Source organism: Paenibacillus timonensis (assembly GCF_022427145.1).
GTDB classification, from domain to species: domain Bacteria; phylum Bacillota; class Bacilli; order Paenibacillales; family Paenibacillaceae; genus Fontibacillus; species Fontibacillus timonensis.
The window spans coordinates 37,171-53,846 of record NZ_JAKSXN010000027.1; the positions used below are offsets into that span (position 1 = coordinate 37,171).

A 16,676-nucleotide genomic window follows, 5' to 3' on the forward strand; every position below is an offset into this window, starting at 1 on the left:
CTCACATATTGCTGCCCCCAATAGTTCTTTTTAAGATTGTCCTCAGTAGGTTCTAGAAAACGGTTCAAGATGTGATTCTAAATATATTGGGCTTATATGAGGCGTTAGCTCTTTACTCCTGGCTTGCCCCCCAGTAAGAAAAAGTCTTCCTTATCGCATCTGTAAGCAACTTTTACTTTTTTCAATCGGAACTCGATCCTCGACATTGGAAGCCTATCAATTCCCGTAGCTTCCTTTAGTCACCTTTATTAATCGTATTAACAGACTGATAGCGATGACCTTGCGCCCTATAAGCGGTGGGTTAGTAGGATTGAAAGATAGAATAGTATTGAAGTAGCGATAAACAAGCAGTTTCTTAAGAAGTAGCCCCATCGCGATGAAGTTAGGTTTACGTTGGGGGTATGAGTTTTGAAAAACTGATATCCAAACAAATGTTCGCTGACAACAAAGTGAGAAATGCAGAAGTTATAATGAAGTCAAACAAAAAAACGGCTATGACTTTTGACTTACAGAAAGTAAAATCTTAAGTCCCAAGAGAAGGTCTAGGAGGAATAAGTGTCGAATTTAGTTGTATAATAGTCTCAGTTCCATTGTCCTATTATGGGCGTATTGAATTGCGAAATTTATACTATTCGTGTGTGAACGTTGAGTAGTTCCGTAATGAAACAATCATCTCAAACTTGATCTAAATTACAATGGAGTGGGCGTGACGTCATGGTTTATATTTACACAATAATTGGCATGATTTTTTCGGTAGTATTTAGCGTCCTAGCTGGAGCAATTTTAAATGGATGCTTGAAAATAATTAGAATGAGAATGATCTCACCGCTAATTATGATCGTAATGCTGTTGCCACTGTTAAACCCGGAAGAACTCTGGAGCATCTTCTTCTACTTCGGGCTAATCTTCTTGTCGGTCTGGTGCATATTGTGTGCCATTTACATTTGGTTAACACTTAAAGGTATTATTAATGCGGATGAACAAACAGACAATATGTGGAACTTTCTGTACTCGATTTACTTCTTGTTCGCTTCTTACTTAAGAGACTTCCCTTATCAGTGGATCGAACTGAATTGGCATATAAGTGTTAATCGAATTGTCATTACTGTGACGAGCTCTGCTTTGGCCTTCGTGATGATAGTTACCTGTTTAAGAGCTATTCTACGTCCATATAAGCAAATTTTGAGCCAAGTAAAAAGACCTCACCCTGTTGCTCGCACAACAGTAATCAACTTGCTTGCAAGTATTGAGCCAAGTCGTAGATATGCTAGTACTGTGTATATTGAGGCGATTATAGAACGATTAAAGGAAAGAAAGAAATTATTTGAATTGATACAGAATGGGACTAAATACCTTGTTAGCAAAAAAACAGCTGCCCAATATAACCTAACTACATCAGTGGGGGGGGATCCGAAACATAATTCCTCCTATGCCTTTGTCGCCGAGGGTCAAGAACCAATGCAGTCCGAAGTTAAGGAAACGAGACAAAGAGGGACTGATCATTCGTGTGGCGGGATTGTTGATGAAGAGCGTTTCCTAGCACTTTTGAGGCAGAATTTTAATGAACATCCCTTACAGGGGAAAAGTATGGATATGAAACGAAATTATCTCCTTGTGCTTTTTGATATACTGGAATCCCGGCAGGATTATAAACCGTTTCTGACTATTCTTCACCAACAATATATTAGTCTACTCGGCTTAAATAACCAGGATAATGTGGAGGCTACGGTACATATGGTTGAGCCTGCTAACGATCGTCAGTTGGAGGCTGCATTTGGAGTGGTAAAAAAGAGATATGTGAAGGTCAAAGGTTGGAAAATAAATTCTTTTACGTTGAAACACGCCTTATTGGGAGAGTACTTATTTCTAGGCAATGCTCTTTACGGAGACGCCATTAAGAGTCAGGTGGGCAATCTTCTTGCAAAGCGTCTTCGTATACGAGCAGCCGATTATGGAAGCATAGTTGCTTTTTGTACTGCTCTTAAAGAAGACGAATTGAAATTAGCTCAATTACTTCTATTGAAATTTAAGCCATCTTTACGAGCGCAGTTGAATCATTTGTATCAAAGGGCTGTCTTAACCGATAAAATTGTTCATCGAAAAAGGCACCGAACTGCAGTTATTGCAACAATGAGCGCAGGTAAATCGACATTCATTAATGCTTTAGCTGGGCTAACCCTCGTGCCGTCAAAAAGTCAGGCTTGCACCGCTATGATTACAACCTTGCTCGTAAATAACGAAGTGGGGCATTGTTTTGGTTGCGTTGGTAACAAGGAGCAAAGAAAAACATACGAGGGAATCCTTCAATCTGATACGATCGAGGTATGGAATCAAGCAGGAAGTGGAGCGATCTATGTGGAGGGTCCCATAGCCGGGCTAACGATGGATTCAGTGATACCCGTATTTATTGATACGCCTGGAACAAATTACTCCCAGGATCCTACTCATAGCCAGATTACATACAGTTTCCTGGAGAAGCGGGAATTCGACTCCATTGTGTATCTCATTAATGCGACCCAAATCTCGACCGAAGACGACATTCGCCTTCGTAAGAAAATCATTGAGATATGGAAAGAAGGCGGAAAGAGCATTATCTTTTTGCTGAATCGCATCGACGAGTTTGATTTGGAAGGCGACGATAATGTTGCTCAGTCCGTCGATCAACTGGTCAAGGAATTGAGGGGACAAGGTGTCGAGCAGCCGAAGGTTATTCCGATATCTGCTTACGCTGCTAAATTGTTTCGAATGGCAATCGCAGGATTGAGCATGAGTAAGAAGGAGCACAAGGATTATGAAGCTTTCTGTCGATTGTTTATTGATGATGCAGTAGATCTAACCTCGTATGTTTTTCCTGTAGAGTCAACTGCTGAACTCCCTTTAATAGGGGGCAGCGACATGACTGCCAGCGTGGAAAAAACATACAGTAACAGTCAGCTCGAGCTTGCATTAGAACGGACAGGCATCAAATTGGTCGAGCGAATTATAGCCGATACGGCAAACCATCAAGGAGGGCAACAACTGCATGGCTCAAGTATTTTTTAAGTACAACCCGTATAAATTGGAATCTTTTATTACATATAACGACAAGAGCATTTCCGAGGATAGCAAGCTGTATCCTTTTCTCAATGAGAGATTACAAGTTTGGATGGATCGACTAGTTCCGATCTTGAAGGAAGAATGCAACGATGATGCAATTCATATCCGCTTCCATGGTACATTTCTTGATTATCAGGATTTGTACGGGACTGTGATGGAAACTGACGAGGATGTGTCCTTCACAATCGAGCATATTCCAGCCGAGGAGTCGACTGATAAATTCCGCGAGTTGACACAGTTGTTTGACGAAATGCTAGACGGTCCTTTCGATGATCTAAAGGATGAACAAATTCAAGAGAATTTCAAAAAAGCGCTAGGCTCTGAGTTTGAGGTGAGCGTGATCGCAACTATGAGTTCCGGAAAATCCACCTTGATTAATGCCATGCTTGGCCAGGAATTTGTACCGGCAAAGAACGAAGCATGTACGGCAACAATTACTCGTATACGGGATACAGATGGTATGACTGGTTTTACTGCAGTTTGCCTGGATAAGGATAAGAACGTATTGCTTGAGGAACAGTATGTTGATTTAGAGATGATGAAGCAGTTCAATGAAAATGAAGGGATATCTTATATTGAGGTTAACGGGGATATTCCTTTTATCCATACCCGCAAGGCGAATCTGATTATGGTTGATACACCGGGGCCGAACAATTCACGTAATTCCGATCACCGCGACCACACTTATCGAATAATTAAAAACGAAGCCAAGCCAATGGTTCTTTATGTGCTCAATGCGACACAACTGGCTACCGATGACGACAACAATCTTCTTCGAAGCGTCGCTGAAGCTATGAGTGTTGGGGGCAAGCAGTCCAAAGACAGGTTCATATTCGCAGTTAATAAGATTGATCAGTACGATACGGAGCGTTCCGATAGCATTGACGATGCGCTGAAAAATATACGAGAATACCTCTCTCAATATGGGATCGAGAATCCGAATGTATTCCCTATATCGGCAGAGTTGGCAAAGGTGATTCGTCTTTACCAACGGGGCGTTGCACTGACTCGTAAACAAGAGAAGACGCTTGCGGACTACGATCTGTTTAATGATATGCCGCAACTTCACTTGACCCAGTATGCGAAGCTTCCTGAGGCACGGAAGAAGGAAATTGAAGATCGAGCGCGTCAAGCCAGACAGCATGGCAACGTTTACGAAGAAGCTCTTATCCATACAGGTGTTCCTGCGATCGAAGAAGCGATTAATGAATACCTGGAAAAGTATGCAGTTACGGCCAAGGTCAAAAATGCAGTCGATACGTTTCGCAAGAAAGTGGAAGAAAAACGCATGCTGGATCAGCTCCTAAAAGAAATTGAACATAACCATGGGGAACAAGAGAAATTAAATGAACGCATGAAACACGTCGAGACGCAATTAAGTGAAGGAAAGGCCATGGAGAAATTCAAGGAGAAGATCCAAAGTCTATCCTTTGACGCTAAAAATTCCCGCATCAAGGATCTTCGCAAAAAAATTGAATTGACTCTTAAAGGGAAGTCTTCGGAGAAGATGACCGTTAACGAAGTCGAGGCTGCCATATCTAAGCTGATCCGGAGTATTCATAACCTCCAAAGCGATGTGACCACCGAGCTTGAAAAGCTGGTTAACGAGGAACTTCGAAATGATGCGGAACGCTTGCTGGGTGAATATACCTCGTACATTCAAAGTCTTTTACAGGATAATGACTTAAGTGTTGGTCGTTATTCCGGTGAGAGCCGAAAGTTTGTTCTCGGTGATCTGCCTGACGGAGACGATCTTATCCAGGCCTACAAAAAGACGGAAAAGGAGAAGGTCGGCGAGGAATGGGTGAAGAACGAAAATAAAAAGTTCTATAAACCGTGGACCTGGTTTCAAAAAAGCGGTGAGTACAAGCCGATCTATGAAGACAGAGAATATGTCAATGGTGAGATGGTGTTTGACGAATATTTGAAACCGGTTCGCGGGGAGTTTTATGAGAACCTTGACTACGCTGAGCAACAATTGAAAGAGGAGTCCAAAAAGCTGAAGGCTTTCTTTCTGGCAGAGCTCAACAAGCTGGAGCAGGTGATAAAGAAAAAGGTTGTTGAACTAAAGACGTTGACTGGGGATAGCCGCGCATTGGAATCGAGAATTAATGAAGATCGCCAGAAGATGGCTTGGTTAAACAGCTTTATAATGAAATTGGATTCGATACTTGAAATATAAGGATGGGTAGATATGTGGATAACAAACGCTTATTTGCAGGAAGCGATTTCTAAAAAAAATTATATTCGGATTCGTAATGAGCTGTGCAGCATAATTCATAAAGATCCCATTTTCCATACCGGAGATTTTGAGACAGCTCTTCAATATGTGAAACGCTATATACCAGATGTCGTTCAAGTGCATGATAACCTTCCCTTTTCTGGCCGTGAACATTGGGATGATGAGTATTGGGCGCTGGTTGTCTCAGAGCTTATGGATAACTTTTCGATGGAACGGATCGAGCATGTAAAGCAAATTGGACGTCATCTGCATGGATGGTCAGCGCCGGCTCAAGGAGTCCCCCAGCGCCAAAGCAGCAATTTTGAACAAGCGGGAGCACAACCGTCAGCACTGAGATCCAATGTGGGAGCGGGACTACGATCTTCCAGGCCTGTTTCATCGGCCTCTCAGCCCCAAACTCGTGCCGTTTTCACCCGCAGCAACTATTCCCGAAGCAGAGGAACAGCGCAAAAAAAGATTGGGGCCGCCGCGATAGCAGCAGGGGTTATAATAGCGGGAACGGCGGCAATCGGATTCAAGAAGACGGTTCTCTTGGCTGGAGCGGCGGCACTGATCGGCGGAGCATATCTGATCTTGAAGAGCAGAAAACGCTAGTTTCGAGTTCGGTTGAGGTTAAGAACCGTGCGTTGTATGACAACGAGATGAAATTGGCACAGCTGAGATTCAGCGGAGATGGAGGGAATACAAATGGACAAGCTTGATATTCGGCAAGAGGAGCAGCTAAAACAATCCTTCGAACTGGCAGATCACATTGTGATGAAGAAGTATCTTTCTGAATTGGCTGACTATGAAGTTGTTCCGATGGATAAACATAGACAAATGCAAGAACTAGGGGACACGGTACGCTTATATAAGCTGGGGAAAATCGTCTATGACCAAAAGGAAATTGCTCTGGATAAACTCACCACGGTATACAATGCACTGGCTGGAAGCAAAGGTTCGCTCATCATTGTTATAACAAGCGATGGTGCCCATACGGATTTTTACATGGGGACAAAAGCGGAAGGAAATCCCGGAACGCTTGCAGCCTGTCAGAATACGCTTGAGAAAGCATTCAAGGGTAACTTTCCAGGCAGCGAACTAATTAAACTTAAGAATCAGCAGGCAAAGGAAGTTATTGAAGGCTTATTTCAATCAACCTACGAAAGCAGCCTGAATCCGGTATCCGCCGTTTCTGGCGTTGCATCTTTGCGGAATCAGGACAAGAACCAATTTGTCCAAGGTATTGAAAAGCTGCTGGACGCCATGAGGGGTGAGAAGTTTTCTGTCGTCTATGTAGCTGATCCGGTATCTCACAGTCGTTTGGATGATATCCGCAGCGGCTACGAGGATCTGTATACTCAGCTTTCTCCCTTTGCAGCGAGCGATCTTCAGTTCAGTGCAAATGAAAATACGGCCGTTACCGAAGGGCTGACTTCAGGTTTCTCCGAAACTGTCACGGAGAGTCTCTCCAAGACTAATGCGACAACGGAGAACAACACCCGTACATCGAATCAATCTTCGAATACCGGGCGTAACATTATAACTACCTCATTTGTAAAATTGTTCGGTGGGAAGACCAGCACCTCGCGGAGCGAAAGTCATTCAACCGGTTACTCATCATCGCGAACAGAATCGATGACAAACGGCACTTCAATGATGAACTCTACACAGGAATCGACCTCCAAGGCGATCAGTGAAGGCACAGGGAGAAGTCTGCAGCTTAAAATGACGAACAAGGCAGTGGAATCTCTTATGGAACGCATTGACGATCAGCTGAATCGGCTGAAAAAGTCAGAGGATTTGGGATTGTGGAACAGTGCCGCATATTTTATTGCAGAAGATGTGCAAACGGTTAAAATCGCCGCAAATACCTATAAATCTCTGATGCGGGGCGATAACTCTGCGGTAGAAAACGCAGTTGTTAATACTTGGGACAATAAGAATAAGGCTAATCTAATTCAAGTTACCAATTATGTTGGGAAATTGACACATCCGCTTATCAATTTGGGCAGTAAATATGCGGGATACACTCAACAAGTAACCCCGGGAACGCTTGTAAACGGCTCTGAATTAGCCATACAGGCTGGATTGCCAATGAAGTCCATCGCTGGTCTTCCGGTTATTGAAGCCGCTGAATTTGGGCGTAATGTAACTGCGTACCAATCTATAAATTCTAAGTGCTCCATTACATTAGGCCATATATTTCACATGGGAGCTGTCGAGCCGACAATGGTTGAACTGGATGTGGACAGTCTAGCTATGCATACCTTTGTAACCGGATCAACCGGCTCGGGAAAATCAAATACAATTTATCAGCTGCTTGATAAGCTGGACCGAAAAGATGTTCGTTTTCTTGTTATTGAACCGGCCAAAGGTGAGTATAAGCATGTGTTTGGCGGACGGGAAGATGTGCGGGTTTTAGGGACTAACGCTGCAGTATCTGAGGTGCTTCGGATTAATCCGTTTGCATTTCCGAATGACATCCATGTTCTTGAGCATTTAGATCGATTAATTGAAATCTTCAATGCCTGCTGGCCGATGTACGCAGCGATGCCGGCGGTATTAAAGGAAGCAATTGAAACTGCTTACATAAAATGTGGCTGGGACCTAGAGGAGTCTGTTAATTATAGCGGCTGCAATATCTTTCCGAGCTTCTTCACGCTTTTGGAGGTGCTTCCGGATACCATCCGTTCCTCAGAATATTCGCAAGAGGTGAAGAGCAACTATACTGGTGCACTAGTCACACGCGTTAAATCCATGACCAACGGAATTAATGGACGAATTTTTTCGGGTCAAGAAACTGAAGAAGCCGCGTTGTTTGACGGGAACTGTATCGTCGATTTAAGTCGAGTTGGCTCATCTGAAACGAAAGCCTTAATTATGGGCGTGCTTGTCATGCGACTTCAAGAATACCGATCTGTGAACTCCAGTGGCATGAACAGCAGCTTGAAGCACGTCACAGTAATTGAAGAGGCTCACAATCTGCTTAGACGCACTTCCATTGAGCAGTCCCAGGAAGGAAGCAATCTGCAAGGGAAAGCCGTTGAAATGCTCGCCAATGCTATTGCTGAAATGCGAACCTTCGGTGAAGGGTTCATCATTTCAGATCAATCACCTAATCTGCTTGATATGTCGGTCATTCGGAATACGAATACTAAAATTATTCTAAGATTGCCAGATGCACAGGATCGTACTCTTGTAGGACAATCTGCGAACTTAGATGATAAGCAGATCGCGGAACTGGCTAAACTTAGAGTAGGTGTTTCAGCTATCTATCAGAATAACTGGCTGCAGCCAGTTCTCTGTTTAGCTAAGCCCTTCGAAGGTGCGAAGTCTTATATTTTCGAGCCGGCAGCGGTTACAAAGAAACAAATTGACCGAAAAATGCTAGGCCAAATTATACAACTTCTCATGGTGGGAAGAACAGGCAAGCAGCCAGACCAGCTTGATATTGAGTCTCTGCTCGCTTGGCTGACCGAACAGTCCATTGATTATAAGACCAGAGCTACTATTGTAAACCAGTTGCAGCAATGGAACCAGCAAGGGAAGATGGATGTATGGAAACAAGAGGAATTCGTTTTGTTGTCGACTTTGGTAACGGCTTTATATGATGGAAAGCGAATCATTGCTTCTGCGCGCAAAGCTGCAGATATGCGTGCGTGGCACGAAGACATCCTGCATTCTATTCGCTCCATGTCTGAACTTTCGCTGAATGAGTCTACTGAAAATGCTGTAATACAATGCTTGTTAAGAGACGGTGCTTCCGAGGATGAAGAAGCGAAGCAATTTTATTTCTTATGGGTGGAAGACGTGAATGGGAGGGCGATTATGTGATTGCAGAATTCATGACAACAATTTCTGAAAGTGTCAAAGAGGGCTCGAAAGAAATTGGAAAAGAAGGCTTCTCGGGTAATGAGAACATACCTACGTTTGCCAAAGGGGTTAAAGCGGAGTCCGTTACAAACTTTGAAGCGGCAGATCAGCCATTGCAAGGTGGGTCAACCTTAGATAGCATCGAATCCTTTGATGCATCTGAGCAAAAAGTGAAATCTCCTTTTGAACAGCTAGACAATGGTGAAAAGTCTCAGATTGATCTTAATCGTGAGCATGGAGACCTTCGAGAAGCTGCGGTACATGAGGAGCTTACCCAACTGTATCCGGCAGAAAACTACGAGGTCATCCCAGAGCAATACTTAAGAGACAGCGAAGGCCGGATCGTGAAGGATGTGGAGACTGGAGAAGCTAGACGAGTTGATTTTGTGGTGGTTAAAGACGGAGAAGTCGTTCGCTCCATTGAAGTGACCTCCGAGACAGCTTCCAAAGATGCGCAATTGGCAAAGGAAGGCCGCATCCGGGAGCAGGGAGGAGAATGGATAAGGAACCCTGAGACAGGAGAGCTTTGCAGATATGGCGAAAATGTTAATACCGAAGTGTGGAGGCGAGTGTAATGCGAAAAATAACGGTTTATGATAAAGCATCGTGGCATCTGGAAGGTACACAATTGACCGGGTTGGAACATCTAAAGGTTGTAATGGATTGGCTGAAACAGCATAATTTGCTCTCCGATGCCGGATTGGAAGTTTATGAGCTTGGGGTAGACCAAGAATTTTCACTGACTTCAGAAATGGTCACGGATGAAGGAAAAAAACTGCTTGACGAAAACTATAAGGATTGGACAAGAGTAATTTCGGCTAATTACATTTCGTGCGATTTGCTTGATCATGTATTATCGTCCATAGGCCTTGATTCAACAAAGGCAATGGAATAACTGAAACAAGTTATAGGAGATTACGTGTTGTTGTGACCATGGGCAGATCATTGCCCTTGGTCATTTTAATATCAACTGTTTAAGAGCCTTATAGGCGGTATATTACATTGGAGTGGAGATATAGAATCCTATTAGCCTTGATAGTATAAGCCAGGAAGGAAACTACTCCTTGATATAGAAACTAATAACTACCTCAGAATATAGAACTAATTACCCAAGAGAAACATATGATCGATAAAGTCATTCGTATTTTTAATATTATTAATGCGATCCAAGCTAATCTGGGCATTTCTGCTGCGGATTTGGCACTAAAATGTGACGTTAACATCCGAACTATCTACCGAGACCTGGATGTATTGCCTTTAATTGATCCTGTTACGAATGAGAAACGAGGGACGGGCTATCGCTTTATGGGCAAGTTCTTTTTGTATCCGCTCAATTTTACGGAGCAAGAAGCGCTTGCACTTTCCTTATTGCCGTCGGTTTTGGAAATGGACAAACTGCCTCCCGGGTTTGATACAGCCTATGACAAAGTGATGGGGACGCCGGCTTATTGCCAGGAAAGCCCTAATTTTTTGCAACCGGTGATTCAAGCGCTTTTGGAAAAAAGGACGCTCCATACCATCTACCATACGCAATATCGGGAAGAAAACGACGGAACGCCATGTAGATCCCTATTTCCTCGTTCCGCGGAAACAAGGGCTTGGTCTATTGGGCGATTTTCAACAAGTGGGCAAGTTCGCGGAAGGGCGTGTACTTCACTTCATTGTCGGTAGAATAGACGATTTTCGTTTCGAACAAAGATTCTTCGGCGGCGTTATTGCGTTCCAGAATGAATTTAGAAAAGTATCTTTTGAACAGCTTTGCCGTATTAAAAGCATCGTCGAGTGCGTTATGCTGTTTCCCAACAAAGGGAAGATTTTCAGTCTTCAAGGACTTTTTTAAGCCCATTCTCTGGCCAATGTCAGCCCCGTTCAACCGGGTGTAGGACAACTGAATATCGTTGTAATTTCTTATCCAGCTCAAATCCATTTTCTTATCGCGGCATTCCCGCACCAATTGATATTTGTCGTCGGGTCCCCAGGAGCAGAGATAGTACTCTTCGCCTAACCAGGATTTGAAGTTCCCGATCGCATCCTTAAACAGCGGGGCGTTATCCACGTCCGACTGAGTAACCCCGGTGAATTCCGTCGTCAGCTTGGAAATTTGGGGGTTTCGTGAAGGCTGTACATAAGTGTGGTACAAATCGGTCATGCTCAGCTCGCCATGCTCATCGGATTGAAGCTCAATTGCGCCGATCTCGATCGTTTCCGCTGTATGCTTTTGCGAGCGGAGTACCGTGAACTCCAGGTCAAATATGATATATTTCATCATCATCGGCTCCTTTATGTGTTTGGTTACTGCAAGTGTAAAGGAAGTCGAGTGACAACTGGGTGTCACGAATGGGTGTTCGGGGGACGAATGAAAAGGGATTATGCTGCTGTGCCTCGAAATAGGAATATAGTCTATGATTTTTTGTCTACTAGCTAAAAGGTGTCGGGGTCACTACTGTTGAAAAGTTGTTTAAACAGTTGAAAGAAAAGCAAAAAGAGAAGGTTCATGTTTGAATATACTGTGACAACTCTTCATTCGTGTGTGATTTATTATCCTACAAATATAGTTAATATTGAGTAACTTCTCAAAACACGTTTCTGAGCGAAACGTGTTTTTCTATTTTGAAGGAGGTAAAGAAGATGAGAAAAAGCTATATCCATTTTGATGAAGAGAATTTGGAAGATGTCATGGAATACCTTGATGAACTAAATGGTTCTGATGAGGAGTCCTTCTTTCAATGGGACGGTATTGATTCCACTGTAGTTGGAGGATGTTATGGCGATCCGTGGGAGGAGAATGAATAGAACGTATATTCGCTGACAATCTGGTGCCGCTACAATTGGTCATAATGGAGAAAAGACCACGAGAGGGGGATTTAAAATGGAACAACAACCGATCTTTATCGCTATCACAGGAACACAACACTATTTGGGTACAGCATTTTTAAGACCCGGCCAGATCGTCCATTTGATCAAAGAGCCGGATAACTCACATGACCACGAAGCCATTAAAGTGGATATCGTTCCCATAGGAAAAATCGGCTATGTCGCGAACAGTACACATACCGTGCCTAGAGGTTGTTGGAGTGCCGGCCGGATATATGATACTTTCGAACAGCACATCTGTGGGTGTGTGCGATTTGTAATAAAAGATACAGCGATTGTTGAACTGGCTCCAGGGCTAGAAGAATTGTATGTGATTAAGGCTGCAACAGACAGCTCGTTTTCAACTTATTAAGATCTCTCGGCATCTCTGTAAATGGATTTGGGAACGTATATTCGCTGACAACATCACGTCGCTTCAGAATGCAATAATCGAATTAAATATTTCAATTACTAGGAGGTTCACTTGATGATGATTTTGCTTAAAAGAGTCAAACCGTGTTTTATGCGTTAGCGTTGCTATCGCTCTTTTCAGTACTGATCGGCTGCACTGCGGAAACCCCGGTGGCAGTCAACCCAGATCAAGGGTTGAATACTTCAACCCCAAATGAAAAAGAAACTTCTCAAGAACAAACCGCTGCTCCTGAGGATACCATCTTCGCGATTGGAGAAAAAATTGCACTTGGTGATAATGTTTTAACTGTGAATGGCTTCGCTAGATCACAAGGAGACAATGAATTTGATACTCCCAAAGAGGGACACGAGTACATTATCGTAGAAGTTACCATTGAAAATGGTGGGTCGGAGACTATTTCATATAATCCCTTCGATTTCACCATGCAGAATAGCCAGGGGCAGATCCTGGACGGAGCATTCACCTTGACTGAGCAAGATAAGCAATTGAGTTCAGGTGAGTTAGCGCCCAAAGGAAAAGTCAACGGTGTAATAGTTTTCGAGCAACCCAAAGGGGATACGGGTCTTCAGTTAATTTATCAACCTAATTTCTGGAATGATGGAAAGATAAAGATTGAAATAAAATAGGAAGAACAGCGCAGTTCTCCCTATAACATTCCTAGCATATACGTAGAAGCGTTATAGTAATGATCATCAGAAATCGGGTTTGCAAAGCAATCTATTGATCATTCAAAATGGAATTCAATAGGGGGGGTTGAAATGAAGGGACAAAATGAAAACCTAAGCAAGGACAAAGAGCATGATGAGGAATACCCCAAAACGATTAAGCTGATTCCGACGGTTGAGCGGAAGATCGTAAGAGGGGAGGGATATTCTAAACACGGGGATGCTTGGCTTCATCCCGAGGTGGACGAAGAAGGGGAGTTCGAAAGCAAGGTCCGTAATTTGGTGGATTGGTTAGCCAGACAGGACCTGCCTGAGGTCGGCAACTTTTATGCGGATTCGGACATGAGGAAACTGAATTTAGTAAAATACTTTAATGCGTTATTCTGGATCAAGCCCGATTGTATGTTTATTGGAGAGGCGCCAGGGGTTCATGGCTGCGTAAAAACGGGTATTCCCTTTACTTCGGAGCGATTGATTCAAGAAAGACGCTTGGAGCGTCATTTTCCTGGTACCCGATTTGTGGTGGAGGGCAATAAATCTGAAGCATCGGCAACAGTCATTTGGGGGGCGGTCGATCGGTTGTCGAAGCCGCCGGTGATGTGGAACGCGTTTCCGCTGCACCCTAGGAAAAAGGACGGGAGTAATCGGACTCCAACTTCTACTGAACTGGAGATGGGGTTGTATGCACTTTCGGCGGTTATGGATTTGTTCCCGGGGGTTAAGGTCATTTCTGTAGGAAAAAAGGCGGAAAAGGTTTGTAAGAAAATTGGAGTGCAAACAGCAGGGCACTTAATACATCCTTCTTATCATGCCAAGGAATTCCGCGAGCAGTTTGAAACGCATTTCTTCAATTAACGGTGGAAGTTGTGCAGCTTATACTTGTTTATTAAGATGTCTCGAAATAAGCAATGGTTTGTTGAACGTTTTAGCGGATAAGAAGTTATGTCTGCGGATCTCATAAGTAAAAGCTTCGTTACTCTTAGTGATTGAGTAAGGGCCGTCACGATTCGAACACTGCTTGATCTCTGACTGCGTGTAGATAATTCATGGTGACCATTATGCAGACTTGTTCCATCCGATTTTCGCTGAAGTATTGGGTTTCCGAATTTCAACTGACCTGCTAATAGCAGGTCTTTTCTTTTATCTGTCAGTCTGTTAGCCTAAATCTAATCACCGAATCCACATCGGTGGTTATCAACTCTCATTACCGGTTATCAAAGTACCGACCTCTTAAGTGGCTAGATGATATTTTGACGAGCAATAGTAAATAGTGGCTGCCTCAATACGAAGAACATATGTTTCCTGACAAATATGTGTCCGCTCATTGATTTATACTATTAACATAAAGTAGATGAGAGGAGATGTATTCATTGCAAACAGTAGAACTGACTGAGGAAATTCTTAAATCTAAGGGTTGGGCATACCAATTCGATTTGTCTGTTTTAGCCGCCCCTAATGAAGACACCATTAACGAGCATATTAGAAATGTATATTTATCGGCTCTCCAGACTCTATCCAAGCAGAAGTCAAAAAAGTTATTAAAAGGTCCATTTTATATTTGGATTTGCCAGAAAAAGCTTTTGGGAGATCAAAATCAATTTGTGGATGGGTTTGCGTTAATTGTAACCCCCTTCTATAAAGAAGTGATTGGCAGGGATGTGGACCCGCTTGTTGAGACAATGTGGCAGCACAAGGGATATATTCGAATGGAATCTGCACTCCCGATCCTAGAAGGTGCCGTTCCCCTTTGTGTGTTTGAAGATGGCCAGGCAATTTCGATTGAATTGGATGCAGCGTTGCTTTCCAGGTTAAACGATACATTTGAAGAACATCAATATATGCTCTCGCTGGTTAATCCGGGAATGACTCTGAAACCTAATCCTTACGAGTGATCATAAATATGGAGGCAACCATGAACATTACCCAAATTGAAGAAGCCTTGAGTATTCCCGAAACATCGCTGCGTTGTCAACGTGTGCTGGATGAAGTCCAGCCCGTGCTTCGTCAGCTTATGGACGAGTTCAAAAATAAATACGCGAATTCCGCCCCGGAATTACTCGATTACCATGTCCATACCTATGAAGCTACTCTCCGCACAACGATGCATGATGCCCGGAATCCCAAATATGCGGCAAGCAAACAGAATTCTGACATAGGCAAGAAAGCATTTGTTGAATTCATAGACAAAAGCTTCTTTCAATCCGAATACTCCGCTTTAATGCTGTCGTTAAGCGGAGCAGATCGAAAGTTGAAAATGATATTGACCAGTAATTTCTATCCTTACTGGGAGGCAGTGCGGACTCAGCGAAATGTAGACGAATTTAGCAAGATCCTAGATTCACTTTCGGATCGTGTAAGTATTTATGATAGCGATAAGGATGAAGTTTTGATAGACAAATCAGACTTGATTCCCCATATCCAAAGATGTGCAAATGAGAAGCGGCGTCCATGGATTTATTTTGGGACATTAATTGATTTTGATCAGATCCCGCCAATGGATGAACTAGTTGATATGGTATGGGACACTTGGAATTTGCTTGAACCAATAAGAAATTTTGTACGTAATGAGGCTGCGAACCATGCACGCTCATTAACGATATTGGAACAGTTCAATTCTCATGCTGAGGATTTCAAGCTCATTCTCCATGGCAAAGAATATGTTGTTAAGTTCGATCAAGTGAATTCAATCAAACCTAACCAACGCCGGCAAAAATTCGGGATCTATGATAAAGGCCAATTGTTGACGGATGGGATGTTAGAAAACTACTTGCGGGAACCCAATGAAGCGATCGGCGTGTTTGTCAACGGATATGGGCATCTCTTTTATAATCTTCGCAACTTACATGGAAATGGTCTTATTCAGTGGGCGATAACGAAAAGCTTTAAGTTCCGAGGTAAAGATCAATACTCATCCAGTCATAACAAAGAATATCAAACGAAATCACTTGAAGAATTAGTGAAGCACGGGTTCCAGCTTGATGGGAGTTCGTTTATTGTTGGCGCTTGGGATAATGAGAAGTTGCTCTTTACGGAGCCAATCGAAAATGTGAAGAGCAGGTTGATCACAGCTGCTGCACTATTCGCAGATTGTACAGGCATGATCCATCTTCCCAAAGATTCATCGGAGCCATTCATTCAGGAGAATGAACCTCATGCTGAGGAAGAGGAGGAAATGGAAGAGGGATTTCAGCACGATTTTAACCTGAGCGCCATCCTGTCCAATGTACGGGAAAGCCCCTTCACCTACCCGGACGCCATTGTTCGGGACTTCCATTTGAACCTGACGAGCCTGGAAGATAAGCATTTTGTCATCCTGAACGGAATATCCGGTACGGGGAAAACCAGACTTTGCTTGCTCTATGCAAATGCTGTGTATGGCAAAACATACGACGCGATGAATCCGTATTTGAAAGTCATTCCGGTACGGCCGGATTGGACCGATTCGACGTCTTTATTCGGATATTACAGCGCTCTGGAAAAAAGATATGTTCGGACGCCCTTCCTGAACGCCGTGCTTCAAGCCATCCAGGAA

13 protein-coding genes are annotated in these 16,676 nt (G+C 43.3%); 12 read left to right on the top strand and 1 reads right to left on the bottom strand.

Features of this window, described 5'->3' with window-relative positions; translation table 11 throughout:
• Positions 1-834: 834 nt before the first annotated feature.
• The 7 genes from MJ257_RS12315 to MJ257_RS12345 all read left to right on the top strand — a co-directional run bounded on the left by MJ257_RS12315 (position 835) and on the right by MJ257_RS12345 (position 10,864).
• Complete coding sequence (locus MJ257_RS12315; protein WP_240269526.1) at positions 835-3,042, top strand: dynamin family protein; 2,208 nt, start codon at positions 835-837, stop codon at positions 3,040-3,042.
• The gene (locus MJ257_RS12320; protein WP_240269527.1) at positions 3,023-5,278 is read left to right on the top strand and encodes a dynamin family protein; all 2,256 of its coding nucleotides are present in this window, start codon (positions 3,023-3,025) and stop codon (positions 5,276-5,278) included. Before MJ257_RS12315 ends, MJ257_RS12320 begins: the two co-directional genes overlap by 20 nt.
• 12 nt (positions 5,279-5,290) lie before the next feature.
• Entirely contained in the window at positions 5,291-5,932 is a 642-nt protein-coding gene (locus MJ257_RS12325; protein ID WP_240269528.1) for a hypothetical protein, read from the top strand.
• A 93-nt stretch (positions 5,933-6,025) separates the two neighbouring features.
• Positions 6,026-9,154: a helicase HerA domain-containing protein gene (locus MJ257_RS12330; protein ID WP_240269530.1), complete on the top strand. Its 3,129-nt coding sequence runs from the start codon at positions 6,026-6,028 to the stop codon at positions 9,152-9,154.
• A complete protein-coding gene (locus MJ257_RS12335; protein WP_240269532.1) occupies positions 9,118-9,768 on the top strand; it encodes a hypothetical protein in 651 nt (216 codons plus the stop codon). Before MJ257_RS12330 ends, MJ257_RS12335 begins: the two co-directional genes overlap by 37 nt.
• Positions 9,768-10,088: a hypothetical protein gene (locus tag MJ257_RS12340; RefSeq protein ID WP_240269533.1), complete on the top strand. Its 321-nt coding sequence runs from the start codon at positions 9,768-9,770 to the stop codon at positions 10,086-10,088. The genes MJ257_RS12335 and MJ257_RS12340 overlap by 1 nt, the downstream gene beginning before the upstream one ends.
• A gap of 227 nt (positions 10,089-10,315) precedes the next feature.
• Positions 10,316-10,864, top strand: coding sequence for a helix-turn-helix transcriptional regulator (locus tag MJ257_RS12345; protein ID WP_240269534.1), 549 nt, complete (start codon positions 10,316-10,318; stop codon positions 10,862-10,864).
• Here the strand turns inward: MJ257_RS12345 and MJ257_RS12350 are convergent.
• Positions 10,797-11,459, bottom strand: a complete 663-nt coding sequence (locus tag MJ257_RS12350; protein ID WP_240269536.1) for a 3'-5' exonuclease — start codon at positions 11,457-11,459, stop codon at positions 10,797-10,799. The genes MJ257_RS12345 and MJ257_RS12350 overlap by 68 nt on opposite strands.
• A 362-nt stretch (positions 11,460-11,821) precedes the next feature.
• On the opposite strand from MJ257_RS12350, the gene MJ257_RS12355 reads away from it, so the two are divergent.
• The 5 genes from MJ257_RS12355 to MJ257_RS12375 all read left to right on the top strand — a co-directional run bounded on the left by MJ257_RS12355 (position 11,822) and on the right by MJ257_RS12375 (position 15,036).
• Entirely contained in the window at positions 11,822-11,986 is a 165-nt protein-coding gene (locus tag MJ257_RS12355; protein ID WP_240269537.1) for a hypothetical protein, read from the top strand.
• Between the two features lie 76 nt (positions 11,987-12,062).
• Positions 12,063-12,419, top strand: a complete 357-nt coding sequence (locus MJ257_RS12360) for an HIRAN domain-containing protein (RefSeq protein ID WP_240269539.1) — start codon at positions 12,063-12,065, stop codon at positions 12,417-12,419.
• A 143-nt stretch (positions 12,420-12,562) separates the two neighbouring features.
• A complete protein-coding gene (locus MJ257_RS12365) occupies positions 12,563-13,105 on the top strand; it encodes a DUF4352 domain-containing protein (RefSeq protein ID WP_240269540.1) in 543 nt (180 codons plus the stop codon).
• Positions 13,106-13,237: 132 nt separating this feature from the next.
• Positions 13,238-13,999 carry a uracil-DNA glycosylase gene (locus tag MJ257_RS12370; protein WP_240269541.1) on the top strand — a complete coding sequence of 254 codons (762 nt, stop codon included), beginning with the start codon at positions 13,238-13,240 and terminating at the stop codon, positions 13,997-13,999.
• 515 nt (positions 14,000-14,514) lie between these two features.
• Positions 14,515-15,036 carry a hypothetical protein gene (locus MJ257_RS12375; protein ID WP_240269543.1) on the top strand — a complete coding sequence of 174 codons (522 nt, stop codon included), beginning with the start codon at positions 14,515-14,517 and terminating at the stop codon, positions 15,034-15,036.
• The last annotated feature ends 1,640 nt before the right edge of the window (positions 15,037-16,676 follow it).

Excerpts from the sequence above, each read along its gene's own strand:
- MJ257_RS12350 (WP_240269536.1), bottom strand. The coding sequence starts at position 11,459 with ATGAAATATATCATATTTGACCTGGAGTTCACGGTACTCCGCTCGCAA.
- MJ257_RS12320 (WP_240269527.1), top strand. The coding sequence starts at position 3,023 with ATGGCTCAAGTATTTTTTAAGTACAACCCGTATAAATTGGAATCTTTT.
- MJ257_RS12335 (WP_240269532.1), top strand. The coding sequence starts at position 9,118 with ATGGGTGGAAGACGTGAATGGGAGGGCGATTATGTGATTGCAGAATTC.
- MJ257_RS12315 (WP_240269526.1), top strand. The coding sequence starts at position 835 with ATGATCGTAATGCTGTTGCCACTGTTAAACCCGGAAGAACTCTGGAGC.
- MJ257_RS12345 (WP_240269534.1), top strand. The coding sequence starts at position 10,316 with ATGATCGATAAAGTCATTCGTATTTTTAATATTATTAATGCGATCCAA.
- MJ257_RS12370 (WP_240269541.1), top strand. The coding sequence starts at position 13,238 with ATGAAGGGACAAAATGAAAACCTAAGCAAGGACAAAGAGCATGATGAG.
- MJ257_RS12340 (WP_240269533.1), top strand. The coding sequence starts at position 9,768 with ATGCGAAAAATAACGGTTTATGATAAAGCATCGTGGCATCTGGAAGGT.
- MJ257_RS12355 (WP_240269537.1), top strand. The coding sequence starts at position 11,822 with ATGAGAAAAAGCTATATCCATTTTGATGAAGAGAATTTGGAAGATGTC.
- MJ257_RS12330 (WP_240269530.1), top strand. The coding sequence starts at position 6,026 with ATGGACAAGCTTGATATTCGGCAAGAGGAGCAGCTAAAACAATCCTTC.
- MJ257_RS12325 (WP_240269528.1), top strand. The coding sequence starts at position 5,291 with ATGTGGATAACAAACGCTTATTTGCAGGAAGCGATTTCTAAAAAAAAT.
- MJ257_RS12360 (WP_240269539.1), top strand. The coding sequence starts at position 12,063 with ATGGAACAACAACCGATCTTTATCGCTATCACAGGAACACAACACTAT.